Source organism: Saccharopolyspora sp. MMCC62, assembly GCF_057736575.1.
The window spans coordinates 13,579-39,408 of record NZ_JBYKCM010000009.1 but is presented as its reverse complement, the minus strand read 5'-3'; the positions used below and the strand labels follow the sequence as shown (position 1 = coordinate 39,408).

Here is a 25,830-nt window from a genome sequence, read left to right as displayed (position 1 = left end):
CCGAGGACCGGTGGGGGCGTTCGTGCCGTTCGGCCCGCAGAGCAGGACGGGCCGAACGGCGGACCAGCGGCCCGGGCAGCGCCCGGGCCGAACCCGATCAGAGCTTGACGGTCGGGTTGTGCAGGTCGAACCAGGTGGAGACGTCCAGCGCGCGCTCGAACACGTTCCGGGTGGGGGTGTCCACTTCGGACGGATCGAGGTTCGCGGCCTCGCGGATCCAGTCGGCGTTGAGCAGTTCCAGCGCCCGGTCCCCGTTGGCGATGAGGTCCTTGACCTGCTTCTGCAGCTCGGCGGCGTAGCGCGGGTCCTGCGTCGACGGGTACGGGCTCTTCACCCGCTCCACGACGGACTTCGGCAGCACGTCGGCGGAAGCGCCGCGCAGCAGGCTCTTCTCCCGGCCGTCGAAGGTCTTCAGCGACCAGGGCGCGTTGAACACGTACTCGACGAGCCGGTGGTCGCAGAACGGGACGCGGACCTCCAGGCCCACGGCCATCGACATCCGGTCCTTGCGGTCCAGCAGCATCCGCACGAAGCGGGTCAGGTGCAGGTAGCTGATCTCCCGCATCTTCGCCTCGAACGGGCTGTCCGAGTCGAGCGTGGGCATGCCCGCGATGGCCGCCTCGTACTCCGAGCTGATGTAGCCGGGGATGTCGAGGGTGTCGGCGACCGACTGGTCGAGGACGCGGGGGCCCTCGGCCTGCTGGGTGTTGAACGCGGCCAGCCACGGGAAGGTGCGCGCCTGCTGCACCTTCGGGTCGTGGAACCACTTGTAGCCGCCGAAGACCTCGTCGGCGGACTCGCCGGACAGCGCCACGGTCGAGTGGCCGCGGATGGCCTTGAACAGCAGGTACAGCGAGTTGTCCATGTCGCCGAGGCCCATCGGGAAGTCCCGGGACTGCACGGCCGCGCGGCGCACGGCGGGGTCGGCGAGGGCCTGCGGGTCGAGGACGATGTCCTGGTGCTGCGAGCCGACGTGCTTGTGCACGTCCTGCACGAACGGGCCGTCGGGGGTCGCGCGCATCTCGTCGGGCTTGAAGTTCTCGGTCTGCCCGACGAAGTCCACGGCGAAGCTGCGGACCTTCTCGCCCTGCTCGGCGAGCTGCTGCGCGGACAGCGCGGTCAGCGCGCTGGAGTCGAGGCCACCGGAGAGCAGCAGGCAGCGCGGCACGTCGGCGACGAGCTGGCGGCGCACGATGTCGTCGAGCAGTTCGCGGACGTGCGCGACGCTGGCTGCCTGGTCGTCGGTGTGCTCGACGGCGTCGAGGCTCCAGTAGGTGTGCTCGCGCAGGCCGTTGCGGTCGAAGGTGACGATGGTGCCGGGCACCACTTCGCGCATGCCCTGCCAGATGGCCCGGCCGGGGGACTTGGTGACGGAGAACAGCTCGCGCAGCCCGTCGGCGTCGACGACCTTCTCCACCTCGGGGTTGGCCAGGATCGCCTTCGGCTCGGAGCCGAACAGCAGGCCGTTCTCGGTCTGCTGGTAGTACAGCGGCTTGATGCCCATCCGGTCGCGGATCAGCAGCAGCTGCTCGGTGCGGGTGTCCCAGACGGCGAAGGCGTACATGCCGTTGAGCTTCTCGGCGACGTCGGCGCCCCACTCGAGGTAGCCGTGCAGCACGACCTCGGTGTCGGAGTCGGTGTCGAAGCGGTGGCCGCGGCGGCGGAGTTCGTCGCGCAGCTCGGTGAAGTTGTAGGCCTCACCGCTGTAGACGAGCCCGACCTTGCCGTCGGGGGTGTCGACCTCCATCGGCTGGGCGCCGCCGGGCAGGTCGATGATGGCGAGCCGCCGGTGGCCGAGCGCCGCGTGCGGCTGGACCCAGGTGCCCGCTCCGTCCGGCCCGCGACAGGCCATCGTGTCGCACATCGCGTCGATGACCGGCTGTTCCCGGGTGAGGTCTCGGCGGAAATCGATCCAGCCGGAGATGCCGCACATGGCGTAGCTCCCTTCGCGGAGGTTCTTACTTAGTCAAGGTAACTACTTTGTTGCATCGACGAAACCAATCCGCGGTGTCGAACTCAGCGAGTGACAACGCCCAGAGCTGCCAAAACGGGCGAAAAACCACGCCTATCGGTGGCGTACCCGCGCATCGCGGCAGGTAACGCGGTCGTAACGTGCTCGAATTCCGCGGCGAGTGAGACAGGCCACTGCCTCACTCGGGCGGGCTAGCGGAGAGGGGTGCGTAAGCAGCGCGTCAAGACCGCGGGTCACCGCGTCAAACCGCCGTCAGCAGCCCTGTCCGCGCCCCGCGCGACGACGTTGAGTGGGGGCGACGGCGCCACCGGGGCGCCCCGCACCGAAGGAGGCGCGCGGAGATGGCGGACCTCGCCTACGCGCTCGTGCTGATCGGCGGGTTCCTCGTGCTCGCGCTGAGCCTGCGCGGTCTGGAGCGGTTGTGATCGCCCTCGTCGCCAACGCCGCGGGCGGCGTGCTCGCGCTGCTGCTCATCGCCTTCCTGTTCGTCGCCCTGATCAGGCCGGAGAAGTTCTGATGTCCTCTCTCGCGGTCGGCCTCACCCAGGCCGGCCTCCTCGTCCTCGCTCTGGCGGTCTGCCACCGGCCGCTCGGCGACCACATGGCGCGCGCCTACACCGACGACGGGCACTGGCGGGTGGAGCGCGGGCTCTACCGGGTGCTGCGCGTCGACGGCGACACCGGGCAGCGCTGGACGACCTACGCGGCCTCGGTGCTCGCGTTCTCGTTCGCCTCCGTCGTGCTGCTGTACCTGCTGCAGCGGTTGCAGGGCTTCCTGCCGCTGGACTTCGGCCGCGGCGCCGTCGAACCGGCCACCGCGTTCAACACCGCGGTCAGCTTCACGACCAACACCAACTGGCAGTCCTACGTGCCGGAGCAGGTGCTCGGGCACACCGTGCAGCTGGCCGGGCTCACCGTGCAGAACTTCCTGTCGGCCGCGGTCGGCATGGCCGTCGCCGTCGCGCTGGTGCGCGGGTTCACCCGCTCCGGCACCGACCGGATCGGGAACTTCTGGGTGGACCTCACCCGCGGTGTGGTGCGCGTCCTGCTGCCCATCGCGGCCGTGGCCGCGGTGCTGCTGGTGGGGCTCGGCGCGGTGATGAGCTTCGCGCCCGGGCTGCACGTCGTCGGCCTCGACGGCCAGCAGCACACCATCGCCACCGCGCCGATCGCGAGCCAGGAGGCCATCAAGGACCTCGGTACCAACGGCGGCGGCGTGCTCAACGCGAACTCCGCCCACCCGTTCGCGAACCCGAACGGGGTCAGCAACCTGCTGCAGATCTTCCTGCTCCTGCTGATCCCGGTGAGCCTGACCCGCACCTTCGGCACCATGGTCGGTGACCGCAGGCAGGGCCGCGTGCTGCTGTCGGTGATGGCCGGGCTGTTCACCGCGCTGCTGGCCGTCGTGTGGTGGGCCGAGGCGCACCCGAACGGTCCGGCGGCGCTCGCCGCGGGCGGCGCGCTGGAGGGCAAGGAAGCGCGCTTCGGCACCTACCTGTCCGGGCTGTTCGCCGTCGCCACCACCGGCACCTCCACCGGCGCGGTGAACTCGATGCACGACAGCTTCAGCGGGCTCGGCGGCGGGGCGGTGCTGCTGAACATGCTGCTCGGCGAGGTCGCGCCCGGCGGGGTCGGTTCCGGGCTGTACGGCATCCTCGTGCTGTCGGTGCTCGCCGTGTTCCTGGCCGGGCTGATGGTGGGGCGCACCCCCGAATACCTGGGCAAGAAGCTCGGCCGCCGGGAGATCACCGCCGCCGCGCTGTCGATCCTGGTGATGCCCGCGCTGGTGCTGGTGGGCACCGGTGCCGCCATCGTGCTGCCCGCGACGTCCGAGGCGATGGCGAACTCGGGGGCGCACGGGCTCAGCGAAGTGCTCTACGCGTACGCGTCCGCCGCCAACAACAACGGCAGCGCGTTCGGCGGGCTCACCGCCACCTCCGGCTTCTTCCAGACCACCCTGGCGCTGGCCATGCTGTTCGGCAGGCTGCTGCCGATCATGGCGGTGCTGATGCTCGCCGGGGCGCTCGCCCGCCAGCGGCGCATCCCGGCCGGTGCGGGCACGCTGCCCACCACCGGACCGCTGTTCGCAGGCCTGCTCGCAGGCACCGTCGTCCTCGTCGCCGCGCTGACCTTCCTGCCCGCGCTGGCGCTCGGCCCGATCGCGGAGGCCCTGGCATGACCGCCGTCCTGACCGAATCCCCGGAGTCCGCCGGGGACCGGCAACCCCCGCAGCGCGGGCGCGCCGTCGCCGCCGGGTCGTTCCGGCCGCGGCAGCTGCTCGCCGCCCTGCCGCAGGCCCTGCGCAAGCTGCACCCGAAGCACCAGCTGGCGAACCCCGTCATGCTCGTCGTGTGGGCCGGCTCGGTGCTCAGCACCGCGCTCGCCGTCGTCGAGCCCAGCACCTTCGGCATCGCCGTCGCCGCCTGGCTGTGGTTCACCGTGCTGTTCGCGAACCTCGCCGAAGCGGTCGCCGAAGGACGCGGCCGCGCGCAGGCGGAATCGTTGCGGCGCACCAAGTCCGAGGCCGTCGCCCGCCGGCTCGGCGAGCACGGCGAGGAGCGGGTCGCGGGCACCGGCCTGCGCATCGGCGACCGCGTCGTCGTCGAAGCGGGCGAGGTGATCCCCGGCGACGGCGACGTCGTCGAAGGCATCGCCACCGTCGACGAATCCGCCATCACCGGCGAATCCGCCCCCGTCATCCGCGAATCCGGCGGTGACCGGTCCGCGGTGACCGCCGGGACCACGGTGCTCTCCGACCGGATCGTCGTGCGGATCACCACCGCGCCCGGCGAGACCTTCGTGGACCGGATGATCGCGCTCGTCGAAGGCGCGCAGCGGCAGAAGACGCCGAACGAGATCGCGCTGACGATCCTGCTGTCCACGCTCACCATCATCTTCCTGCTCGCGGTGACCGCGCTGCAGCCGCTGGCCGGCTACTCCGGCGGGCTGCTGCCGGTGGTGACGCTGACCGCGCTGCTGGTGTGCCTGATCCCCACCACGATCGGGGCGCTGCTGTCGGCGATCGGCATCGCCGGCATGGACCGGCTGGTGCAGCGCAACGTGCTCGCCAAGTCCGGGCGCGCCGTGGAGGCCGCCGGGGACGTGGACACGCTGCTGCTGGACAAGACCGGCACCATCACCTTCGGGAACCGGCGCGCCACCGCGCTCGTCCCGGTCGGCGGGGCCACCGACGCCGAACTGGCCGAGGTGGCGGTGCTGTCCAGCCTCGCCGACCCGACCCCCGAAGGCGTCAGCATCGTCGAGTTCTGCCGCGAGCACCACGAGGTCCCAGACCGGCCGGACGGCGGCGAACCGGTGGAGTTCACCGCGCAGACCCGGATGAGCGGCCTCGACCTGCCCGGCCGCCGCATCCGCAAGGGCGCGATCAGCGCGGTCCGCGAGTGGGTGCGCGCGGGCGGCGGCACCGTCGAGTCCGAAGTGGACACCATCGCGGACGGCATCGCCCGGGACGGCGGCACCCCGCTCGCCGTCGCCGAGGAGCGGGACGGCGCGTTCCGCGTCGTCGGGGTGGTGCGGCTCTCCGACGTGGTCAAGCCCGGCATGGCCGAGCGCTTCGCCGAACTCCGCGCGATGGGCATCCGCACCGTCATGGTCACCGGCGACAACGCGCTCACCGCCGCCGCGATCGCCCGCGAAGCAGGCGTCGACGACCACCTCGCCGAGGCCAGGCCCGAGGACAAGATGGAGCTGATCCGCCGCGAGCAGGACGGCGGCAGGCTCGTTGCGATGACCGGGGACGGCACCAACGACGCGCCCGCGCTCGCGCAGGCCGACGTCGGCGTCGCCATGAACACCGGCACGGCCGCCGCGAAGGAGGCCGGGAACATGGTGGACCTGGACTCCGACCCGACCAAGCTCATCGAGATCGTCGAGATCGGCAAGCAGCTGCTCATCACCCGCGGCGCGCTGACCACCTTCAGCATCGCCAACGACCTGGCGAAGTACTTCGCGATCCTGCCCGCCCTGTTCGTCGCGATCTACCCGCAGCTGGGCCGGTTGAACGTGATGCAGCTGGCCACGCCGTCCTCGGCGATCCTGTCCGCGGTGATCTTCAACGCGCTGATCATCGTGGCGCTGATCCCGCTGGCGCTGCGCGGCGTGCGGTACCGGCCGTCGAGCGCGGCGGCGCTGCTGCGGCGGAACCTGCTGCTGTTCGGCGTCGGCGGGGTGCTCAGCCCGTTCCTCGGGATCTGGCTCATCGACCTCGTCGTGCGCCTCATCCCGGGCCTGGGTTGAGCGGAAGAGTTCTGAGGAGAGGACACGATGTTCACGACGTTGTTGCGGCAGTCCGGGACCGCGGTGCGCGCGCTGCTGGTGTTCACGGTGCTGCTGGGCGTGTGCTACCCGCTGGCGGTGTGGGGCGCGGGCCACCTGCCGGGGCTGAGCGACCACGCCGAAGGATCGCCGCAGGTGGTGGACGGGCGCGTCATCGGATCCGAGCTGATCGGCATCGACCCGGTGCCCGCGGACCCGGCGCACGACCCGTACTTCCACACCCGCCCGTCGGCGTCGGCGGACGGACCGCTCGGGCCCGGTGATCCGTCGACGTCCGGCGGCTCGAACCTGGCCGCGGACAACCCGGAGCTGCTGGCGGCCGTGCAGCAGCGCCGCACCGACATCGCCGCCCGCGAAGCGGTCGCCCCGCAGCTGGTCCCGGCGGACGCGGTGACGGCCTCGGCCAGCGGCGTCGACGCGGGCATCAGCCCCGCCTACGCCGCGCTGCAGGCCCCGCGCGTCGCCCGCGAGACGGGACTGCCGGTCGAGGAGGTGCACCGGCTCATCGCCGCCGCCACCTCCGGTGGCGTTTTCGCCGAGCGCACGGTCGCGGTCCCGGCGCTCAACGCGGCCGTCGCCGAGCACCGCGGATGACCCGTGACAGGTGCACCGCGCGGCGGACCGGCAGGATCGGTGCCGACGGCCACCGTCGGCGGGGAGGCGCGGGATGAAGCGGGGCGAGCTGCGGATCTACCTCGGCGCCGCGCCGGGCGTGGGCAAGACCTACGCGATGCTCGGCGAGGCGCGGCGGCGGCTCGAACGCGGCACCGACATCGTCGTCGGCCTGGTGGAGACGCACGGCCGCGCCGAGACCGAACGCCTGCTGGACGGGCTGGAGCAGGTGCCGCGCCGCCACGAGCGGCACCGCGGCGTCCAGGTCGCCGAACTCGACCTGGACGCCGTGCTGGCCCGCCGCCCGCAGGTCGCCGTCGTCGACGAGCTCGCGCACACCAACGCCCCCGGCTCGCGCAACGAGAAGCGCTGGCAGGACGTCGAGGAACTCCTCGAAGCGGGGATCACCGTGCTGTCCACGGTGAACGTGCAGCACTTGGAGAGCCTCAACGACGTGGTCGAGACGATCACCGGGGTCCGCCAGCAGGAGACGGTCCCCGACGAGGTGGTGCGGCGCGCCGAGCAGATCGAGCTCGCCGACATCACCCCGCAGGCGCTGCGCCGCCGGCTCGCCCACGGCAACGTCTACGCCGCCGACAAGGTCGATGCCGCGCTGGGCAACTACTTCCGCACCGGCAACCTCACCGCGCTGCGCGAACTGGCGCTGCTGTGGCTGGCCGACCAGGTGGACGTGGCGCTGCGCCGCTACCGGGCGGAACGGCAGATCACCGACACGTGGGAGACGCGGGAGCGGGTGGTCGCCGCCATCACCGGCGGCTCGGAGAGCGAGACGCTGATCCGCCGCGCCCGCCGCATCGCGGCCCGCGCGGGCGCCGAGCTGCAGGTGGTGCACGTGCTGCGCGGCGACGGCCTGGCCGGGGCGTCCCCCGCGAACCTGGCCCGGGCGCGGCGGGTCGCCGACGACGTGGGCGCCAGCTTCCACAGCGTCGTCGGCGACGACGTGCCGGAGGCGCTGCTGGAGTTCGCCCGCGGCGTCGACGCCACCCAGCTGGTGATCGGAACCTCGCGGCGCTCGCGGTGGGCGCGGCTGACCGCCGAGGGCATCGGCTCCACGGTGGTGCAGCGTTCCGGCACGATCGACGTGCACATGGTCACGCACGGCATGGCGGGCGCGCGCCCGTTCCGCCGCGCCGCGAAGAACCCGCTGTCCCGCACCCGCCGCGGCTGGGGCTGGGTGCTGGCGTGCACGCTGCCGCCGTTGGTGACGCTGGTCAGCGCGCTGCTCGGCGACTTCGAGCTGTCCACCGACGTGGTCGGCTACTTCCTGGCGACGGTGGTGGTGGCGCTGGTCGGCGGGGTGGCGCCGTCGGTGGCGGCGGCGCTGCTGGCGGGCGGGCTGCTGAACTTCTTCTTCACCGAGCCGCGGCACTCGCTGGCCGTCAGCTCCCCGGAGACGCTGGTGACGGTGCTCGGCATGGTCGGCGTCGGGGTGATGGTGGCGGTGGTGGTGGACCGGGCGGCGCGGCTGGCGGAGCGGGCGGCGCGGGCGCGCACCGAGGCGGCGCTGCTCGCGTCCTACGCGCGCACGGTGCTGGCGCACCCCGATCCGCTGCCGCGGCTGCTGGAGAAGCTGGTGGAGAACTTCGGGCTGTCCTCGGCGGCGCTGCTGGAGCGCGGGCCGGACGGCTGGCGCATCGCGGCGTCCCTCGGCACCACGCCCTGCGCCCGGCCCGACCAGTCCGATGTGGACATCGAGGTGACCGCGGACGTGCACCTGGCGCTGCGCCGCCCCGACGGCCGGGCGCTGCCCGCCGACGACCGCACCGTGCTGGAAGCCGCAGCGGGCCAGGCGCTGGTCGCGCTGCGTCAGCAGCGGATGGCCGCCGACGCCGCCGAAGCCCAGCGCGAAGCGGACGCGAACCGGCTGCGCACCGCGCTGCTGTCCGCCGTCGGCCACGACCTGCGCACCCCGCTCGCGTCCATCAAGGCCTCGGTGAGCAGCCTGCGGCTGCCCGGCGTGCAGCTGTCCGAGCAGGACGTCGCCGACTTGCTCGCCGGGGTGGAGGAGTCCACCGACCGGCTCGCGGACCTGGTGGACAACCTGCTGGACTCGTCCCGGCTGGCGACCGGCGCGATCGTGCCGCAGCTGCGCCCCGTCGGCTACGACCAGGCCGTCGCGGGCGCCCTGGCCGGATTGGACGGGCGGGAGCGGGTCGCGGTGGATACCGACGAGTCGCTGCCCGCCGTGCTCGCCGACGTCGGACTGCTGGAACGGGTGATCGCGAACGTGGTGCAGAACGCGCTGAAGTACGCCGGAGACCGGGTCGGCGTGCGCGCCAGCGAACACGCCAGGTGGGTGGAGCTGCGCATCGTCGACCACGGCCCCGGCCTGCCCGAAGGCGCCGCGGACACCGTGTTCGCCCCGTTCGAGCGACTCGGCGGGCACGCCGACACCGGCCCGCCCGGGGTCGGTCTCGGGCTGAGCGTCGCGCAGGGTTTCATGCAGGCCATGCACGGCACGATCCGCGCCGAGGACACCCCCGGCGGCGGGCTGACGATGGTGCTGGCGCTGCCGGTGGCGACGGAGGGGCGATGACGAAGGTCCTGGTGGTGGACGACGAGCCGCAGCTGCTGCGCGCGCTGCGGATCAACCTCACCGCGCACGGCTACGAGGTGGTGGTCGCGCCGGACGGCATGACGGCGCTGCGGATCGCGGCCGAAGCTCGGCCGGACGCGGTCGTGCTGGACCTCGGCCTGCCCGACCTGGACGGGGTGGAGGTGATCGCCGGGCTGCGCGGCTGGACCACGCTGCCGATCATCGTGCTGTCCGCGCGCACCGAATCCACCGACAAGGTGCACGCCCTCGACGCGGGCGCCGACGACTACGTGACGAAACCGTTCGGCATGGACGAACTCCTCGCCCGGCTGCGCGCCGCGGTGCGCCGCTCCCGGTCCGCCGTCGCCGAGGACGAACCGGTGGTGCGCACCGAGTCGTTCGAAGTGGACCTGTCGGCGAAGAAGGTGCTGCGCGCCGGCGCCGAAGTGCACCTGACGCCCACCGAGTGGGGCATGCTGGAAGTGCTGGTGCGCAACCGCGGCAAGCTCGTCGCGCAGCGGCGGCTGCTGCAGGAGGTGTGGGGCCCGGCCTACGCGGACGAGTTCCACTACCTGCGGGTGTACATCGCGCAGCTGCGCCGCAAGCTGGAGGACGACCCGAGCCGCCCCCGCCACCTCATCACCGAAGCGGGCATGGGTTACCGGTTCGAAGGCTGAACTTCCCGCTGCTCCACGGGCTGAACTTCTCGCTGCTCCGCAGGCTGGAGCTCCCGCCGGGCCTCGCGCTGCTCCGAAAGCCGGGCCTCCCGCCGGTCGAGGTCCTCCGCCGCGAGCACCGCGGCCTCGTCCAGCGCCCGCCGGAACACCGCGATCTCGCTGCCGCGCAACCGGAAGTAGCCCTGGAACTCCGGGCCGAAGATCTCGACGTCGCCGGAGGAGACTCCGACGTTGCAGACGGCCAGCTCCTCGTCGTCGTCGCTGCACCGGCACAGCCACTCCCGCTGCGGACTCTCGGAGCCGAACCGCGCGATCTTCTCGTCCATCACTGCCTCCTGGGGGTTGTGGATCACGCTTCCAAGAATCGGGGCGTTGCGATTCTTGCCGCAAGTACACGATCAAGTGATGGTCGCCGGGTGTGCTCGCCGCTAGCGTTTCGTTGTCATCCTCGGAAAAGCGGGAGGTATTCGGTGGCAAGGCGTGCGATGACGTCGGTGCGCTCGCGTCGATTGGCTTACGTGCTGCGCAAGCAACGCATCGCGGCCGGGTTGTCGGCGGCGGAGTTGGCGAGGTCGGTCGGGATGTCCGGCAGCAAGATCAGCAGGTTCGAGAACTGCGAGAGCGGCATCTACCTGGACGACCTGGAGAAGCTGATCGACTTCTACGGCATGTCCAAGAAGCGCCGCGTGGAACTGCTGGACATCGCCCGGCACGCGGAGGAGCGGGGGTGGTTGCGGCTTCGCAGCGGTGAGTTTCCGGCTGATTGGCAGACCTGGGTCGACTTTGAGGATGAGGCGACCGCCCTCCGTTCCTACGAGCCGCTGATCATTCCGGGGTTGTTGCAAACCGCTGAGTATGCACGTTCGATCATTCGTGCCACCGGCGGAGCCCTGGGGGACGACGCGATCGACAAGTTGGTGGCGAGCCGCAGTGCTCGACAGGGCGTGCTGTCGCGAGCACGGCCGGTTCAGCTCAGTGCGGTCGTTGATGAAGCCGCCCTGCACCGTCCTTTCGGAGATGACGAATCGATGCGTAGCCAGGCGGCTCGCCTGCTTGAAGAAGCTCAGCGGGAGAACGTGACTCTCCAGGTCATACCGTTCGGGACTGGCCTACACGCGGGGGTCGTCGGCGCATTCACGCTACTTGAGTACGACGGTGATCCGAGCTTGGTGGGCATGGAGCAGCTGGGTGCGAGTCTTCTGCTGGACGAGGACGAGCACATCAGAATGTACGTCGATGCGTGGCAGTCGTTGCAGGCGGTCACGCTGTCGCCTGCTGACTCGCTGGAGCTGGTGCGTGATTTGGCGGTTCAGTCCCGGACTGCATCGTGAAATCATGGGAGCATGAGTGAATTTCACACTGACCGTGCGAAGTGGCGGAAATCTAGCAGAAGTATCAGCGCCGCCAACTGCGTCGAAGTCGCCCTCACTCGCGGATCCGTGGGCGTGCGCGACTCCAAGTCGCCGGAGGCCGGGGTGCTGGTCTTCCCCGCTCGGCGGTGGGTGGACTTCCTCGCGGCGCTGCGCGGGACGGGTTCCGTGTGACGTTCTCCGAAGTGGCCACGTGGGTGAATCCGCGCTGTCAGCGCCCTGCGGGCGCCGGAGATCATCTCGCGGGGAGGCGGTCGCCGGCGCCGGTAATGGGCGCTGCGGAAGGGAAGAACGCGGATGAACGTGCTGGTCAGGATGTTGGCGGTGCAGGCGTGAGGTGCTGACGCTGTCCAGGGATCTCCTCGCACCTGCTCCGAAGCCTCCCCAGGAGCAGGCGTCGGCACCTCGTGGGGTTCCCGGTGGTTCGCTGCTCCGGCGGGGGGACGGCACTGGGCAGGGGGCCGATGCGCTGCCACGCTCGTTCCATGGGCAGTCCTGGAACGGCCGATGGGTGGCGCAAGTCCGCGCGCAGCGCGACCACCGCGAACTGCGTCGAGATCGCCTTCGGTTGGCGGAAGTCCAGCCGCAGCAACAGCACGGCCAACTGCGTCGAGGTGGGCTGGCGGAAGTCCAGCCGGAGTGCCAGCACGGCGAACTGCGTCGAGGTGGCCGCCGACGGCCCGGTGGTGGCGGTCCGCGATTCGAAGTCCCCCGGCACCGGTCTCCTCGTGTTCCCCGCCCGCCACTGGGCCCGCTTCCTCGCTGCCCTCCGCCGCTGACGCCCGAGCGCGTCCCCGCCCCAGGTGAATGGCCCATTGGCCCAATCAGGCTAGGCGAACGGGCCATTCACCTCGCTGGATTCGCGGGTTCCGCGAGGTTGATCGAATCGGGTACGCGGTCGTCGGCGCGCTGTTAGCGTTCCGAGCCGTTGCCCGCTGATCCACAGCGGGCCGCGGAGCGCGGAAGGAAGTGCGGGATGAGCCTGCGGCTCCAGTGCTGGGGGGTGCTGGATGCGTGAAGTGGTGCGGCTGTCCGGAGATCTGGGCCTGCCACCTCCAGAACCGGACCGGTCCTGGCCGCCAGAGCCGGAATCGGCGCGGACGCCGGAACCGGTGTGGCCGGATTCGGGAGCGGACGCGGAACCGGTGCGCTCGCCGGTGCCGGAACGATCGGAGCCGACGCGAACCGCGGGACCGGCGGGAACTCGGGGCCCGGCGGGAACTCCAGGACCGGCCGGAACTCCGGAACCGGTGAGAACTCCGGAGCCGACGCGAACCGCGGAACCGGTGGGAACTCCGGAGCCGGCCGGAACTCCGGAACCGGCGGGCGCCCCGGAACCGCCCCGAGCGGCCCTGCCGGACCCGGAGCCGAGCGCGGATCCGGCGCCGCATCCCGAGCGATCGGCACCGCCCGAGCCGGACCCGGTGCTGGTGCTCGCGGCCCGCCGCTGGCAGGACGCGGGGACTCCGCCGGATCCGACGCTACTGCTGGCGACTTTGGGCCGGTCGACCCTGCACCTGCCCGCGGAGGCCTCGACGCTGCTGCTCGGCGGCCGCGAGTGGCTGCCGGTGTTCTCGACGCGGCAGCGCGCCGCGGACTACGCGGGAGCGGCGGGCCTGGCGGACGCGGACGGCACCGTGGACGTGGTGGCGCTGCCCGCGAAGCGGATCTTCGAGCACTACCTGCCACCGGACGTCGGCGTCGTCGTCGACTCCGGCGAGGAGCACCGGCTGGTGCTGGCGGCTGAGGAGGTGCGCGATGTCTGACGACGGGTTCGGCCTCGACGCGGCCGCGCTGGAAGCGGTGATCGCGGGGCACGAGCAGACGGTGCGGGCGTTGTCCGACCTGATCCCCGGCGGCTCGTACGTCGCCGACGCGGGTTCGGCCGCCGGACTCCAGTCGATGGCGCTCACCGCCGGTGATCTCGGCGAGGAAGACCGGGTGCAGGGTGCGCTCGCCAAGTTCTGCCTCAGCTGGGAGCACGGCCTGGGCAGCCTGCTGCGCACCGGTCAGGAGCTGGCCGACCAGCTCACCGACGTCCTGAAGGAGTACCGCGGCCAGGACGACGAGATCTCGGGGCTGTTCAAGGAGATCCTCATGACCGTCGTCTCGCCGGACCAGCAGAAGGTCGCCGGTGCCCGCGACATGAGCTGGAGCGAACTGGGAGAGGCCGCCAGGCCCGATTACGGCGGCTGGGGCGAGGAGTTCGGCGAAGTCGGCGAGTCGCTCGGCCAAGCCGGTGACGACCTGTGGACGGCTGGACAGGCCGGCGCCGAAGTCATGAACCCGGCCCTGCACCAGAGGAATGATCGCTGATGGCGGCGGAACTCGGCGACACCGACGACCCCACCGAACTCGTGCCCGGCGACGTCGCGGGCACCAAGGACAAGGCGGACACGTTCCGCCGCATCGCCGACGGTCTTGCCGCGGTGCAGCGCATCGACTCCGAGCACGCCTGGAGCGGACCGGCCGCCGAGGCCTACCGGAAGACCGTCCGCGACGAGCAGCAGCGGTGGGACGTGGCGGCCGCGGCGTTCGGGAAGGCGGCGACGGCGCTCGTGGAGCACGCGGAGTCGCTGCGCACCGCGCAGGACGCGGCGGCCCGCGCGATCGAGCTCTACCGCCAGGGCGAGCAGGAGACCGCCCGCGCCGAGAAGGCCCACGCGGCGCAGGTGGAAGCGGCCGGACCCGCCGACCAGGTCGCGCCGTTCCAGGACCCCGGCGCGGCGAAGACCGCCGAAGCGCGAATCCTGCTGAACGTCGCCAGGGGCAAGTTCGGCACGTCCGGCGTCGCCACCGCCGACGCCCTCAAAGCCGCAGCTGAGAACGCTCCCGACTCGTCCTTCCTGGAACGGATGATGGATGCGTTCCGCGGCAGCGGCGGTGCCCTGTTCGAAGCGGGCAAGAGCTACGCGGGCGGGGGACTCGGCGCGCTGGGCGAGATGGCGATGGGCGGACTCGGCCTGGCCGCGAAACCCATGCACCTGATCACCGACCCGGCCGCGACGATCTCCGCCGGATTCGCCGCTGGAGCAGGTGTCGTGCACATGATCACCACGAAGGAGGGCTGGGGCCAGACCATCGGCACCCTCGACGAGTGGAAGAAGGACCCGGCGGCGGCCCTGGGCAAGGCCGGCGCCAACATCGCCGCCACCGTCGCGGGCGGCGGTGCGGGCGCGGCCTCCAAAGCGGGCCTCGCCGCCCGCGTCGCCAAGGTCGCCAAGCACGCACCCGAGCCGGAACTCCCCAAGGCGCCGCCCCGCCCCACCCACGACGCCGAGGGCTACACCCTCCCCACCGAAGAAGAACTCCAGCGCGCCCGCGAGAAAGCCGCCCGCCCCGACCCCGAACCGGAACCGGAACCGGAACCGCCGCAACGCGAAACGCCGCCGGAACCAGGGCCGAGGCGCGGACACCCCGAAGACCTCCACGTGCTGGACCCGTTCAACCCGGACAAGGACCCGATCGACTTCGAGCCGGATCCGCCGAAGGCATCGGAACCACCGCCACTCTCGTTGCGGGCTGCGAGAGAGGACCTACAGCGCGCTGAGGCCGAGCTCAAACAGGCGAAACTACACGAAGCGTGGTATGAGCGGAACCAACCGGAAAGCTTGCCGGAACATCGAAAGTCGATGTCCGAACTGACCACGCGAATCGCTGAGTTGGAAGCAAGATTGGGACAATGACTGTGAGTGGACAAAGTGCACCGATTCAAGACGGGCCGTCGCAATCGTGCGAGATTCCCGTGTACGGCCCGTCACCGCAAGACCCGACCCGGTCGACACTCCAAACGGCCCAGGCGACGTGGTTCCCCACCACCGACGGCGAGGTGCTGGTCCGGATCGAGCTTCCTGCGGGCGACATAGCCAGTGCCGGGCACGACCTTTTTTACACACTGCTCGGGATGCGTTCGGACCTGCACGAACATGGATGGAAACTCTTGGTCAACGCTTCCCGTCGCAACGTGTGGGGCTCTACCCGCCAATTCCCGTGTCACGTCGACCAAGTCCGCGTCTACCCGGCGTTCGGACGTCCGGCCGAGCCGTATTCGCTGCACGCCCTGGCATTGCCCGACGACCTGAGTGAGATCGGTGGGGCTTCGGTGGACGAACAGCTTCTCTGGCGCAAGGAGTGGGCCGGGAAGGTGGGGCCGGGTGAGCTGAGCTGGACAGAGTACGACCGCGAGCGAAGAGCGTTGCGGGAGCGAGAGACGTGACCCGGTGCGGCTACTCCCGTTCGGCGGTCGGCTGCGGGGCTGTGCGTAGAGGCGCAAGGCGCATCCACGTCGCGGGACCGTTGCCGGACGATCCGGACGCGAGGACGATCCAGCGGGCCGAATTGAGCTGGTTCCTCGCGGACGACGGCCGGGTCCAGATGACGATGGCGGGACCACCACCGGACAGCGACATCACGGTCAAGGCGCCCGACGTGTTCGCGGCGCTGCTGGCGATCCGCGAGATGCTGCACGACGACGGTTGGCGGGTGCTGGTGAACGCGGCGCGGCGGGAGGCGTGGGGTGGAACCCCGGAGCATCCGTGCGGTATCGCGCAGGTCCGGATCTACCCGAGCCTGACCGGGCCGCCTGCCGACGATCCGGTCGATGCGCTGGACATACCGGACGATCCGGCCCTGGTCCGCAGCGGTTCGGTGATCGAGCAGACGCTGTGGCACAAGGAGTGGGCGGGCACCATCCCGCCGGGCGGGCTCACTTGGACGGAATTCGAACGCCGTTCCCGAGCATCCGGCCCCGGCGCAGCGGTGGGCAGTGCCGGACGGGCGCCGGAAGACCTCGCCGAACAGGATCGCGCGCCACGCGGACAGCAGACGATCACGGCCACAGCACCGGAACTCACCAACTCCGAGCCGGTGTCCTTGATCGGACCGTCGCCGGACGGCTCGAAGCGGTCGGAAATGCACCGAGGCGTCGCGGAGTGGGGGCGGCGGCCGGAAGGCGGCGTGCACCTGCGACTGCACGGACCGTTCGGCCGGCTCGACGGCCACGGCCCCGATTTGTTCACGACGCTGCAGGACCTGCGGCAGAAGCTGCTCGCCGAGGACTGGGCGATCCTGGTCAACGGCGCGCTCTTCGGCGCATGGCGAGGCACTCCGCAGCATCCCTGCGGACTCGCACACATCCGGATCTACCCCAGCCTCACCGGGCCTCCGCTGACCGAGCAGCTCGATGTGTTGGGCACACCGCCGGGAAGATTCGCGGAAATGCCGTGGTCGATGCCCGCGGAGCAAGTCGCGTGGCAGCACGAATGGGCGGGCACCACACCGGCCGGACGGCGAACGTGGACCGAGCGGGATCGCGAGATCCGCGCGAGGAAGAACACCCCGTACGCGCCTGACGTCGCGCAGCGGTATTACGCGGCCCACCTCGACTCCGCCCGCGCGCACGTGCCGACCCGCCCGTGAACAGGCCCCGGCGGAGAACAGCTCGGTGTGCCAGGTCAAACGCAAGCCACGGACCGAGGGACAGCAGCCGAGTTGACGACGCCGCACGGCAACGGAAGAACTACGACTCCTCAGGAAGAGCACGCGATGAATCCCACGTGCGGCTGGCCGTGGACCCGGCCCATACCCGCGCACGGTCCGACGCTCGCCGACCCCGAACGCCTGGAGTTCCAAGAGATCCCGTTGACGTGGTCTCCGGTCGATGCCGGTGTGCAGGTGGAGCTGGGTCTGCCCACTGGCCCGGTCCGCGCCGCTGGCGTGGACTTGTTCTCCGCGCTGATGCTGCTGCGCGTCGACATCGAAGACAACGGCTGGGGGTGGACGCTGCTCGTGGCCGCGGCCTGGAAACGGGCTTGGGGACCGACGGACCGGTACCCCTGCGACATCGGCGCGGTCAGGTTCTTCGCTGACGACGGAACACCTGAGACGAAACCGGTTGATGCGCTCGCGCGTCTCGCAAGTTCGGACCTGTACGAATACAGTCCCAGATTCCAATGGGACGAGCGAATGCGGCGGGAAACCGGTGCGGACCACGTCCGCGTGAATTCGGGCCCGTACTGGCGGCACATCGACGCCTTGCGGGAAGGTCGCAAGGAGGCGGAGTTCGACCCGAACCGGCCCGAGGACTTCTTCGACGGCTTGGACAAGTGGTTGAAGAACGCTCCGCCGCACCAGCCCGCCTGCATCCCCACCGAGCGACAACGGCGCGAAGTCCTCCCGCACGCGGAGAAGATCTACGTCCGCGGCCGCAAGCCACGAACCCCCGAGCCGGTCCAAGCGCTGGCCGAATGGGGACGCCGGGACGATGGCGGCGTGCACCTGCGCTTGACCGGACCGTTCGGGCAGCTCAGCGCGGAGGCCGAGAACGTGTTCGTGGCGCTCCTGCGCATCCGCTGGGACCTGTACGTGGAGGCGTGGGAAGTGCTGGTCAACGCCGCCCTCCGCGAAGCGTGGGGGAGCACTCCGCTGTTCCCCTGCGGCATCGCGCACGTCCGGCTCTACCCCAGCGTCCTCCGGGCCCCTACCAACGACCAGATCGATGCGCTGGGAACCCCCGCCGACTTCGGCGAGGAGCGGGACTTCCGCGCTCCCCAACAGCAAAGCTGGCACTGGAGGTGGGCCGGACCGAAAGGTTTCGGGAACGGGGCGGACGTGGACGAGGGCACTGCGCCCGGACCGCTGAAGGGCTAGCGCGGCCAGGCCACCGCAGCCGCGCCGGATCAGGACATGTGCGCCAAAGCCAAGCAAGCGGCGGAGTTCGCCGTGTCGAACCTGCAGGCGCAGGGTTGAGAACAGCTCAGGGGCGTCGTAGTGCGGAAGAGCGTGGGGCTGGGCCGGGAACGGCGAAGACGCGTTCGGAGGCGCTTGACGATCTCGTCTCCGACGATGGTCGGGGCCCGTTCGGGTGGTGGCTGTGCGGTCGGTGTGAAGTTGGTGGAAGTCGGGTCTGGGGTGGAACCGCCGCTGCTACTGTCTGCGTCGCACTGGTGATCAGCAGCCGCGACTAGGGGGTTCCCCGCGATGACCGCACCAGCACCGCCCCCCGCCCCGGGCGGGCCGGGCCAGACCATCACCGTCACCCCGGAGAACGTTCTGGCGGCTCGGCGGGTGATCGGGGAAGCGGCGTCGAGCGCAAAAGACCGGTTGAATCGACTCGCAGAGAACCTGCGTGTCCTTCCTTCAGCCTCAGACGAGGTCAGCGTGGCGGCAGCCCGGGTCTGGAACGCGAATCTTTTGGGAGAGGGAGATTCGCATTACCGGCGTTTGATCGGTTATGTGCAGGGCGTTGAGCAGCTCGGGGAGCAGCTCGAAGAGGTCGCCAGGCAGTACGGCATCGACGAAGAGGAGATCGCCGCCTCGTTCAAGCAGTCGGGGGAGCGCACGTGACGAAGTATGTGACCAGGCGCGGAGTGCGTGTCGCTGTTCTCTCGGGCCTGCTGCCGTTCTTGGTCGGTGGGTGTGCGCTCAATGAAGCCGAACCCGCAGATCCGCAACAAGAACAGGCCGCACCCGCTCCCGAGACCGGTCCGGATTTGCCGAACCGCCCCCGGGACCTACCTGTTTCGGGCCTCGATGAGGCTCAGATCTGCAAGTTGATCCAGCCGGAACAGCTGGATCAACTCGGTGTCGGAGGAGGTGACCCGGCCCCGAAGCTCAACGAACAGGACTTCCCTGGATGCTCGTGGCTGAGTGAATCGGGCGCGTCGCCGAGCATCGGCGTCCTCCTCGTGGTCGCACCGATGAGCATCCAAGATCGTCTTGCCGAAACCTCCGGCGGCACTGCGACCACCGATACGCTCGACAGCGGTTTCGGTGCCGTTCGATCGCAGGTCCCCGGTGCTGAAAGCCTAGGGTGCGTCGTCGCGGTCGACGTTGCCGAGGGAGAGACTCTGGAAGCTGGACTCTCCTGGCTCGGGGGCGAAGAGATGGCAAGCCAGGACATGTGCGCCAAAGCGAAGCAAGCGGCGGAGTTCGCCGTGTCTAACCTGCAGGCGCAGGGCTGAGAGAGCGGAATCCAGGGGGCGTGATGATGGAGAAGGTCGTGACTTCGGTTTCGGTGAAGTTGGGGCTGCTCGTCGTTGTTCCCGCGCTGTTGGCCGGGTGCGCTCTCAACGAGGCTCCCGCCGCACCGCCTCCTGCCACCGATCAGGGCGCTGGTTCTGGCCTCGGTCTCCCCGAACGCCCCCGGGACCTTCCCGTCGCGGGAATGCAGGAAGATGCGGTGTGCGCAGTGCTGACACCGGAACAGGTCGGGACGCTCGGTGTCGGTAGGGGTGTGCCTCAAGCCGAGTCGGGTACGTTCGACACTCCGGGATGCACGTGGTTGAGCGGGCAGGAGACCTCCGGTGTGGGACTCACGATCGCGGTTGCGCCGTTGAGCTTCGAAGACTCGCAGAGCCAGAAGTCGGACGGTTCGTCGAACGTCGCCGCGATTTTCACGTTGGGTCAGGGCTTCGGTGCGTTACAAGGGCAGATCCCGGGCGCGGAGAACCTCGGTTGTTTCGTTGACGTCGATGCTGCGGAAGGCCAGACGCTCGAAGTCGGCACCACGTCGATCGGTGGCGACGACGTTTCGAACCAGGACCTGTGCGCCAAAGCCAAGCAAGCGGCGGAGTTCGCCGTGTCGAACCTGCAGGCGCAGGGCTGAGAGAGCGGAATCCAGGGGGCCGGTGTGGAGGATTTGAACCCGATCAGGAACCTGCGCTTCGAGGGTTTCGACATCCCGGAGTTGCTGGGTTGGATCGGCCGGATCAAGGACGGCCGGGGCACCGAGTCGATGGACCAGGCCGCGTCGGCGCTGCAGCAGTGCGCGCAGATCGTGACGGAGCTGGACGAGACGCTGCGGGTGGAGCTCGGCAAGCTGGAGATCGAGTGGACCGGCAACGCGGGCTCGATCGCGCAGGAGGCGACGAAGCAGCAGTCGGCGGTGATGCAGCAGTCGCAGGACCCGCTGGCGACGTCGGCGACGAGCGTGGAGGCGCAGGGCCGCGGCTACGAGTCGGCGAAGAACACGCTGCCGAACCAGTCGGAGATGCACAACGACAAGTCGGAGAACTTCATCGAGAAGGGCTTGGGCTACTTCGGCTACACGAGCGACTACGACGAAGAGGCCAAGAAGATCGACGGCCGCAAGCAGGTCGCGCAGCAGGCCCTGACCTCGTACCGGGACACGACGGTGTCGCAGGCGGAGAACTTCCAGCCGATGCCGGAGATGCAGCCCGCGGCGGTGTCCGCGCAGTCGGCGACCGCGAGCGGTGTGGCGGGCGGTGGCATCGGCGCGTTCGCCTCGCCGGGATCGTCCGGGTCGGTGCCGGGTGGTGCCGGGGGAGGCGCGGGTCTGGGGATCGGCGGCGCGGTCGGCGGTGGTCCCGGTGGGCGTAGCGGCGGGCGCCCGGGCGGTTCCCCGGACGACGACCGCGCTCCGGGCGGTCGCAGCGGCGCCGAGGAGGAACCGCACCGCGGCGCGGGCGAGCCCGGTTCGGAGCCGCACCCGGACGAGGACGGGAAGCCGGGCATCGGTCTGGGCGGCGTCCTCGGCATCGGCGCCGGTGGGGCGGCGGTCGCCGGGATCGGCGCGGTCGCGGCGAGCAAGATGCTCGGCGGCAAGGCCGGTGCGCCCGAGGGCAGCGTGCGCGGTGGTTCGGCGGGCGCGGACAAGGGCAAGGCCGGTTCGCTGCGCGGCGGTTCGTCCGGTGTCGGCGGACCGGGGGACACCACGGCGGGGCGCACGGCGAGCGGCTCGGCGACGAGCAAGCCCGCGCCGGGCTCGGCGATGGGCCCGGCGGCGACCCGCGGCCAGAGCAGGTCCGACGACGACGCCGAGCACGAGAACAAGTACTACGAAGAGGAAACCCCGTTCGACGACAACCGCCTGGTGGCCCCGCCGGTGTTCGGCGCGGACGACCAGGGTGACGACCGGAAGAAGCAGGACTGACGGTGCGTCCCGGAGCCGATGGCGAGCAGATCGTGCTCTCCGCGTTGGAGTTCGACGTGGTGTGCGAGGCGGAAGGGTTGACCGGGCGCAGGCACGCGGTGCTCACGGTGCCCAGCCCCGGCGCCACGCACACCGAGCGCGCCCGGCTCGTCGCCCAGGCGTGGGCGGACCTGCGGGCGCGGCGGCTCGCCGAACCCGGCGAGAACCGGCTGGACGAGGACTTCGCGGACCTGCTGGTGCTGCTGGACCGGCCGCAGCTGTCGGTGGACCTGCGGATCTGGGCGCCGGACCGGTCGATCCGGGCTGCGGGTTCCGCGAACGGCAACGCGGGCCTGGTGACGGTCGTCGACGGTGACGTCGTGGAGTTCACGCCGGTGCGGGGGAGCTCGCTGCCCGAAGCCGTCGTGTCCGTCGCCGGGGAGGGGCCCCCGGGCGGCGGACGCCCGGTGAGCGTGCCGAACGACGTGCTGCTCGACGCCAGCGCCCGCGCAGGTCAGGACCTGCGGGTGTTCGAGGACGAGCTGCGCGGGCAGGGCGTGGTGGCCGACGACGCCGCGGTGCTGGCGCGGATGGCCGACGGGATGGGCATGCGCGGCCAGTTCGGCGTGGAGCACACCCGGAGCCGGTCGACGGTGCCGCGCCGCGCGGACCGCGTCGTCGGTTTCCACGACACCCCGGACGGCCGATACCTGCACAGCGTGCGGACCAGCGGGGACGGTCGGCGGTGGAGCACGGTCGCGCCCTGCGACAACCGGCGGCTCGCCGACTACGTGCGCGAACTGATCACCGAGACGGCCGAGGACGCCGAGGGCTGAGCGGCACGGCCGTGACGGGGCCCGGCCCGCGAGCCGCTCACGCCAGCCCCGCAGCGGGCCGCACACCCCGGGCTCCGCCGCGGGCGAGCCCGCTACCCCGCGTGCCACCTCCCCGCTCCGCACCGGCGCTGGTCATCACGGCGGTCGTCCTCTAGCGTCTCGTCGGCCGAGCCGCGGAAGAACGACCCAGGAGGACGCACCGAGCATGAGCACCGCAGCCACACCCGGGACCGGACGCGGCGCCGTCGTCGGCGCCGCCACCATCGCCGCGCTCGGCGGACTGCTGTTCGGCTACGACACCGGCGTCATCTCCGCCGCGCTGCTCTACATCGCCCCCGCTTTCGCGCTCGGCGACGGCATGCAGGAGGTCGTCGTCGCCTCGCTGCTGCTCGGCGCCATCGCCGGTGCCGTCGGAGGCGGCCGTGTCGTCGACGGTTTCGGCCGCAAGCGCACGCTGCTGCTGGTGTCGGCCGTGTTCACGGTGGGCGCGCTGCTGTCGGCGCTCGCGATGAACGTGGCCGTGCTGATCGCGGCGCGGGTGGTGCTGGGCCTCGCCATCGGCGCCAGTTCGCTGGTGGTGCCCACCTACATCGCCGAGATCGCGCCGCCCGCGCTGCGCGGCCGGCTGGTGTCGATGAACCAGCTGATGATCACGATCGGGATCTTCGCGTCCTACCTGGTCGGCTACGCGTTCGCGGAGAGCGGCGGGTGGCGCTGGATGCTCGGGCTGGCCGCCGTGCCGTCGCTGCTGATGCTCGCCGGGCTGTTCGTGCTCGACGAGAGCCCCCGCTGGCTGCTGGCGCGCGGCCGCACCGAGCAGGCCCGCGCCGCGCTGCTGCGCACCCGCACCCCGGACGAGGCGGAAGCGGAGCTCGCCGAGATCAGCGAGACGATGCGGGAGGAGCGCCGGTTCACCTACCGCGACCTGTTCGGCCCGCGGCTGCGCCCGGCGGTGCTGCTCGGCGTCGCCGTCGCCGCCACCAACCAGCTCGTCGGCGTCAACGCCGTCATCTACTACGCGCCGACGATCCTCAAGCAGGCCGGGCTCGGTGATTCGGCGGCGATCCTGTCCTCGGTCGGCATCGGCGCCACCAACATGGTGTTCACCGCGATCGCGCTGCTGCTCATCGACCGGGTCGGGCGGCGGCCGCTGCTCATCGGCGGGACCAGCGTGGTGATCGTGGTGCTGTTCGGGCTCGGCGCGCTGTACCTGCTGCCGAGCGTGCAGGGGCTCGGGACGCTGCTGACGATCGGGCTGATGCTCTACGAGGCCGCGTTCGCCGCCAGCCTCGGCCTCGCCATCTGGCTGATCAACAGCGAGGTGTTCCCGACGGCGGTGCGCGGCAAGGCGTCCAGCATCGGCACCGTCACGCACTGGGGCCTGGACTTCGTCATCTCCATCTCGGTGCTCACCCTGATCAACGCGTTCACCGCGACCGGGTTGTTCTGGATCTACGGGGTGCTCGGCATCGTCGGGCTCACCTACCTGTACCGGAAGCTGCCCGAGACGAAGGGCCGCAGCCTGGAGGACATCGAGACCTCGCTGCGCGGGGAGGCCCGCGCATGAGCACCGTCGCGCTCGACGAACTGGTCCGCCGCGCCCGCGCGCTCGCCGCGAGCGGCACCCGGCGCGTCCTCGGCATCACCGGCGCGCCGGGCGCGGGCAAGGGCACCGTCGCCGACGCGGTGCTCGCCGAGCTGGGCCCGGCGGCGGTGCTGGTGCCGATGGACGGCTTCCACCTCGCCGAGGCCGAACTGCACCGGCTCGGCCGCCACGACCGGAAGGGCGCTCCGGATACCTTCGACGCCGCCGGATACGTGGCGTTGCTGCACCGGATCCGGAACCAAGGCGCGGAAACGGTGTACGCGCCCGAATTCCACCGCGAAGTCGAGGAATCGTACGCGGGCTCCATCGCGATCCACCCGGAAACACCGCTGGTGATCACCGAGGGCAATTACCTGCTGCTGGATTCACCACCGTGGGACGGGGTGCGGGAACTGCTCGACGAATCGTGGTTCCTCGCGCCCGATGACGGCGAACGCCTGTCCCGGCTCATCGCCCGGCACGTCCGCTACGGCCGTTCCCCGGCGGAGGCGCGGGACTGGGTGCTGCGCAGCGACGAGCGCAACGCCGCCCTCGTGTCACCCACCCGGGCGAGGGCCGATCTGCTCGTCACCGGCGACCCGGACTGAGCCCGCTTTGTCCCGTGGACAATTCGCCTACCTGCGCGGACATTGTTCCCGGCGGTCGCGGCCAATGATCGCTCGACGCGGCCCGCAGCGGCTGGCAACGTAGTCGGCACGGCAGCGGCGGACGACCTTCTGGGGGATCGCCCGCAGGCTGCCGGAGCGATCGCCGCACGTGGGGAACCGGCCGCGGAATTCCGCGACCGGTACGTCTGCGGCGATCACTCGAACCACCGGGAGAGGCGCGGACATGGGGAATCCGAGACCAACCCCTGGGGAAGACGGACGGCGGGTGCCTTCGTCCCGGAAAAACGGGCGGAGGCACCCCCTCCGGAACGGGTCAGGCGGAACCCGGCGTCACGCGGATGTCGAAGAACACCGGGCGCAGCGCCTGATCCGGGAAGAACAGCTCGCCGTGCTCGTCGACCATCTTCCACGCGATCTTGCACTGGCCGGTCTTCTCGCCCGCCACGACCGGAACGGTGATCCGCACCTGCTCGCCGGCCGGGGTGTCCCGGATCCACACCCGCTGCGGCGCGGTGCACTCGGCGTCCCCGACGCGCTCCCCGGTCTGCTCCAGGTAGCGCCCGGTCCAGGGCACGCGGCCCACGTTCTTGATGTCCCACGACTTCACGAAGCTCGTCCCGGCGGGGATCGGCGTGTCGTCCGGCACCGTCTCGCCGAGCATCACCGACGCGTCGCCCGGGATGGGTCGCTCCGGGCCGGACAGCAGGTACCAGCCCAGCACCACCGCCACCAGCACCACCGCGGCACCGGTGCCCGCCAGGATCCAGCCGCGGCGGCGCGCCCGGTCCGGGCCGGACTCCGGGTCGGGTTCGGCGGCGGGAGCGTCGCGTCGCACCGCGGGTTCGCCCTCCGGCGCGGACGGTTGCTCGGCGGCGGCCCTGGCGTGCTCCCACCGGCGGGACCACTCGCGGCGCACCGTGTCGGCGTCCTGCCCGAGCGCGCCCACCGCGAGGCTGCGCACGTACTCCCACGTCGTCTCCCAGGACGGCAGGTCCTGCCCGCGCGCGGCCGAGGACAACGCCGACTTCGACGCGGCCGCCCCGAAATCGGTGCGCATCCGGTCGTAGGACGGGTCGCCCGCGGATTCCTTGAGCTCGCACAACCGGTAGGCGAAGGCGGCGACCGGCCCGTCGGCCGGGTCGGGTCGCAGCTGCTTGCGCCCCCGCTTGCCACCGGCAGCGGGGGTCGCCTCTGATTCGCTCATCGTGGATGCCTCGTGGAGGTGTGGTCGTGCGCGCGAGCAGCGGTCGGCGCGGCGCGTTCGGGGACGTGGAACTCCGTGTCTAGCACGGTTCGGCGGGCCCCTTGCGCCGCGGCGCGGCCGTTGCCCCGTTCGACCGCCGGTGCCGGGCGAACGGGGCAGCCGGTCCGGCCGAACGGCCGCGAACGATCAGCCGGTCGAGTCGGCGGAGGACGGTGCCGACGA

Annotated in this window: 25 protein-coding genes; 22 read left to right on the top strand and 3 right to left on the bottom strand. The window is 71.0% G+C overall.

Going from position 1 to position 25,830, the window contains the following annotated elements; translation table 11 throughout:
* Positions 1 to 97: 97 nt before the first annotated feature.
* The gene (asnB, locus tag AC29IT_RS20855) at positions 98 to 1,933 is read right to left on the bottom strand and encodes an asparagine synthase (glutamine-hydrolyzing) (protein WP_488219878.1); all 1,836 of its coding nucleotides are present in this window, start codon (positions 1,931 to 1,933) and stop codon (positions 98 to 100) included.
* Between the two features lie 460 nt (positions 1,934 to 2,393).
* On the opposite strand from asnB, the gene kdpF reads away from it, so the two are divergent.
* The 6 genes from kdpF (at position 2,394) to AC29IT_RS20825 (ending at position 10,113) form a co-directional block, all read left to right on the top strand.
* Positions 2,394 to 2,489, top strand: a complete 96-nt coding sequence (gene kdpF, locus AC29IT_RS20850; protein ID WP_488219877.1) for a K(+)-transporting ATPase subunit F — start codon at positions 2,394 to 2,396, stop codon at positions 2,487 to 2,489.
* Positions 2,489 to 4,150 (top strand): potassium-transporting ATPase subunit KdpA, encoded by a 1,662-nt coding sequence (gene kdpA, locus AC29IT_RS20845; protein WP_488219876.1) that lies wholly within the window; start codon positions 2,489 to 2,491, stop codon positions 4,148 to 4,150. Before kdpF ends, kdpA begins: the two co-directional genes overlap by 1 nt.
* Positions 4,147 to 6,228, top strand: coding sequence for a potassium-transporting ATPase subunit KdpB (gene kdpB / locus AC29IT_RS20840; protein ID WP_488219875.1), 2,082 nt, complete (start codon positions 4,147 to 4,149; stop codon positions 6,226 to 6,228). Before kdpA ends, kdpB begins: the two co-directional genes overlap by 4 nt.
* A 27-nt stretch (positions 6,229 to 6,255) precedes the next feature.
* Positions 6,256 to 6,861 carry a potassium-transporting ATPase subunit C gene (locus AC29IT_RS20835; RefSeq protein ID WP_488219874.1) on the top strand — a complete coding sequence of 202 codons (606 nt, stop codon included), beginning with the start codon at positions 6,256 to 6,258 and terminating at the stop codon, positions 6,859 to 6,861.
* A gap of 73 nt (positions 6,862 to 6,934) precedes the next feature.
* A complete protein-coding gene (locus tag AC29IT_RS20830; RefSeq protein ID WP_488219873.1) occupies positions 6,935 to 9,436 on the top strand; it encodes a DUF4118 domain-containing protein in 2,502 nt (833 codons plus the stop codon).
* On the top strand, positions 9,433 to 10,113 hold the full coding sequence (locus AC29IT_RS20825) for a response regulator (protein WP_358445809.1): 681 nt from the start codon (positions 9,433 to 9,435) through the stop codon (positions 10,111 to 10,113). Before AC29IT_RS20830 ends, AC29IT_RS20825 begins: the two co-directional genes overlap by 4 nt.
* Here AC29IT_RS20825 and AC29IT_RS20820 read toward each other — a convergent pair.
* A complete protein-coding gene (locus tag AC29IT_RS20820; RefSeq protein WP_358445806.1) occupies positions 10,095 to 10,439 on the bottom strand; it encodes a hypothetical protein in 345 nt (114 codons plus the stop codon). The genes AC29IT_RS20825 and AC29IT_RS20820 overlap by 19 nt on opposite strands.
* Positions 10,440 to 10,598: 159 nt before the next feature.
* Between AC29IT_RS20820 and AC29IT_RS20815 the strand changes: the two genes are divergently transcribed.
* The 16 genes from AC29IT_RS20815 to AC29IT_RS20740 all read left to right on the top strand — a co-directional run bounded on the left by AC29IT_RS20815 (position 10,599) and on the right by AC29IT_RS20740 (position 24,383).
* Entirely contained in the window at positions 10,599 to 11,444 is an 846-nt protein-coding gene (locus AC29IT_RS20815) for a helix-turn-helix domain-containing protein (RefSeq protein ID WP_488219872.1), read from the top strand.
* 12 nt (positions 11,445 to 11,456) lie between these two features.
* The gene (locus AC29IT_RS20810) at positions 11,457 to 11,657 is read left to right on the top strand and encodes a DUF397 domain-containing protein (RefSeq protein ID WP_488219871.1); all 201 of its coding nucleotides are present in this window, start codon (positions 11,457 to 11,459) and stop codon (positions 11,655 to 11,657) included.
* 311 nt (positions 11,658 to 11,968) lie between these two features.
* Positions 11,969 to 12,262 (top strand): DUF397 domain-containing protein, encoded by a 294-nt coding sequence (locus tag AC29IT_RS20805; RefSeq protein ID WP_488219870.1) that lies wholly within the window; start codon positions 11,969 to 11,971, stop codon positions 12,260 to 12,262.
* A gap of 507 nt (positions 12,263 to 12,769) precedes the next feature.
* Entirely contained in the window at positions 12,770 to 13,249 is a 480-nt protein-coding gene (locus AC29IT_RS20800; RefSeq protein ID WP_488219869.1) for an SseB family protein, read from the top strand.
* Positions 13,242 to 13,799 carry a hypothetical protein gene (locus tag AC29IT_RS20795; protein WP_488219868.1) on the top strand — a complete coding sequence of 186 codons (558 nt, stop codon included), beginning with the start codon at positions 13,242 to 13,244 and terminating at the stop codon, positions 13,797 to 13,799. The genes AC29IT_RS20800 and AC29IT_RS20795 overlap by 8 nt, the downstream gene beginning before the upstream one ends.
* The gene (locus AC29IT_RS20790) at positions 13,799 to 15,169 is read left to right on the top strand and encodes a putative T7SS-secreted protein (RefSeq protein WP_488219867.1); all 1,371 of its coding nucleotides are present in this window, start codon (positions 13,799 to 13,801) and stop codon (positions 15,167 to 15,169) included. Before AC29IT_RS20795 ends, AC29IT_RS20790 begins: the two co-directional genes overlap by 1 nt.
* Complete coding sequence (locus tag AC29IT_RS20785; protein ID WP_488219866.1) at positions 15,166 to 15,699, top strand: hypothetical protein; 534 nt, start codon at positions 15,166 to 15,168, stop codon at positions 15,697 to 15,699. The genes AC29IT_RS20790 and AC29IT_RS20785 overlap by 4 nt, the downstream gene beginning before the upstream one ends.
* An 80-nt stretch (positions 15,700 to 15,779) precedes the next feature.
* Complete coding sequence (locus tag AC29IT_RS20780) at positions 15,780 to 16,901, top strand: hypothetical protein (RefSeq protein ID WP_488219865.1); 1,122 nt, start codon at positions 15,780 to 15,782, stop codon at positions 16,899 to 16,901.
* A 72-nt stretch (positions 16,902 to 16,973) separates the two neighbouring features.
* Positions 16,974 to 18,131: a hypothetical protein gene (locus AC29IT_RS20775; RefSeq protein ID WP_488219864.1), complete on the top strand. Its 1,158-nt coding sequence runs from the start codon at positions 16,974 to 16,976 to the stop codon at positions 18,129 to 18,131.
* 330 nt (positions 18,132 to 18,461) lie between these two features.
* Entirely contained in the window at positions 18,462 to 18,827 is a 366-nt protein-coding gene (locus AC29IT_RS20770; protein WP_224958769.1) for a PE domain-containing protein, read from the top strand.
* A complete protein-coding gene (locus AC29IT_RS20765) occupies positions 18,824 to 19,444 on the top strand; it encodes a DUF3558 domain-containing protein (protein WP_488219863.1) in 621 nt (206 codons plus the stop codon). Before AC29IT_RS20770 ends, AC29IT_RS20765 begins: the two co-directional genes overlap by 4 nt.
* Positions 19,445 to 19,467: 23 nt before the next feature.
* Positions 19,468 to 20,088, top strand: coding sequence for a DUF3558 domain-containing protein (locus AC29IT_RS20760; protein ID WP_488219862.1), 621 nt, complete (start codon positions 19,468 to 19,470; stop codon positions 20,086 to 20,088).
* 24 nt (positions 20,089 to 20,112) lie between these two features.
* A complete protein-coding gene (locus AC29IT_RS20755; protein WP_488219861.1) occupies positions 20,113 to 21,375 on the top strand; it encodes a PPE domain-containing protein in 1,263 nt (420 codons plus the stop codon).
* Between the two features lie 2 nt (positions 21,376 to 21,377).
* Positions 21,378 to 22,190 (top strand): ESX secretion-associated protein EspG, encoded by an 813-nt coding sequence (locus AC29IT_RS20750; RefSeq protein ID WP_488219860.1) that lies wholly within the window; start codon positions 21,378 to 21,380, stop codon positions 22,188 to 22,190.
* 205 nt (positions 22,191 to 22,395) lie between these two features.
* On the top strand, positions 22,396 to 23,757 hold the full coding sequence (locus AC29IT_RS20745) for a sugar porter family MFS transporter (protein WP_488219859.1): 1,362 nt from the start codon (positions 22,396 to 22,398) through the stop codon (positions 23,755 to 23,757).
* A complete protein-coding gene (locus tag AC29IT_RS20740; RefSeq protein WP_488219858.1) occupies positions 23,754 to 24,383 on the top strand; it encodes a nucleoside/nucleotide kinase family protein in 630 nt (209 codons plus the stop codon). The genes AC29IT_RS20745 and AC29IT_RS20740 overlap by 4 nt, the downstream gene beginning before the upstream one ends.
* 334 nt (positions 24,384 to 24,717) lie before the next feature.
* On the opposite strand, the gene AC29IT_RS20735 is transcribed toward AC29IT_RS20740, so the two are convergent.
* Complete coding sequence (locus tag AC29IT_RS20735) at positions 24,718 to 25,608, bottom strand: NBR1-Ig-like domain-containing protein (protein WP_488219857.1); 891 nt, start codon at positions 25,606 to 25,608, stop codon at positions 24,718 to 24,720.
* Between the last annotated feature and the right edge of the window lie 222 nt (positions 25,609 to 25,830).

What these genes read in the sequence shown, in the direction of transcription:
- asnB (WP_488219878.1), bottom strand. Translation starts at nt 1,933, where the DNA reads ATGTGCGGCATCTCCGGCTGGATCGATTTCCGCCGAGACCTCACCCGG.
- kdpA (WP_488219876.1), top strand. Translation starts at nt 2,489, where the DNA reads ATGTCCTCTCTCGCGGTCGGCCTCACCCAGGCCGGCCTCCTCGTCCTC.
- kdpB (WP_488219875.1), top strand. Translation starts at nt 4,147, where the DNA reads ATGACCGCCGTCCTGACCGAATCCCCGGAGTCCGCCGGGGACCGGCAA.
- AC29IT_RS20835 (WP_488219874.1), top strand. Translation starts at nt 6,256, where the DNA reads ATGTTCACGACGTTGTTGCGGCAGTCCGGGACCGCGGTGCGCGCGCTG.
- AC29IT_RS20830 (WP_488219873.1), top strand. Translation starts at nt 6,935, where the DNA reads ATGAAGCGGGGCGAGCTGCGGATCTACCTCGGCGCCGCGCCGGGCGTG.
- AC29IT_RS20825 (WP_358445809.1), top strand. Translation starts at nt 9,433, where the DNA reads ATGACGAAGGTCCTGGTGGTGGACGACGAGCCGCAGCTGCTGCGCGCG.
- AC29IT_RS20820 (WP_358445806.1), bottom strand. Translation starts at nt 10,439, where the DNA reads ATGGACGAGAAGATCGCGCGGTTCGGCTCCGAGAGTCCGCAGCGGGAG.
- AC29IT_RS20815 (WP_488219872.1), top strand. Translation starts at nt 10,599, where the DNA reads ATGACGTCGGTGCGCTCGCGTCGATTGGCTTACGTGCTGCGCAAGCAA.
- AC29IT_RS20810 (WP_488219871.1), top strand. Translation starts at nt 11,457, where the DNA reads ATGAGTGAATTTCACACTGACCGTGCGAAGTGGCGGAAATCTAGCAGA.
- AC29IT_RS20805 (WP_488219870.1), top strand. Translation starts at nt 11,969, where the DNA reads ATGGGCAGTCCTGGAACGGCCGATGGGTGGCGCAAGTCCGCGCGCAGC.
- AC29IT_RS20795 (WP_488219868.1), top strand. Translation starts at nt 13,242, where the DNA reads ATGTCTGACGACGGGTTCGGCCTCGACGCGGCCGCGCTGGAAGCGGTG.
- AC29IT_RS20790 (WP_488219867.1), top strand. Translation starts at nt 13,799, where the DNA reads ATGGCGGCGGAACTCGGCGACACCGACGACCCCACCGAACTCGTGCCC.
- AC29IT_RS20785 (WP_488219866.1), top strand. Translation starts at nt 15,166, where the DNA reads ATGACTGTGAGTGGACAAAGTGCACCGATTCAAGACGGGCCGTCGCAA.
- AC29IT_RS20770 (WP_224958769.1), top strand. Translation starts at nt 18,462, where the DNA reads ATGACCGCACCAGCACCGCCCCCCGCCCCGGGCGGGCCGGGCCAGACC.
- AC29IT_RS20760 (WP_488219862.1), top strand. Translation starts at nt 19,468, where the DNA reads ATGATGGAGAAGGTCGTGACTTCGGTTTCGGTGAAGTTGGGGCTGCTC.
- AC29IT_RS20745 (WP_488219859.1), top strand. Translation starts at nt 22,396, where the DNA reads ATGAGCACCGCAGCCACACCCGGGACCGGACGCGGCGCCGTCGTCGGC.
- AC29IT_RS20740 (WP_488219858.1), top strand. Translation starts at nt 23,754, where the DNA reads ATGAGCACCGTCGCGCTCGACGAACTGGTCCGCCGCGCCCGCGCGCTC.
- AC29IT_RS20735 (WP_488219857.1), bottom strand. Translation starts at nt 25,608, where the DNA reads ATGAGCGAATCAGAGGCGACCCCCGCTGCCGGTGGCAAGCGGGGGCGC.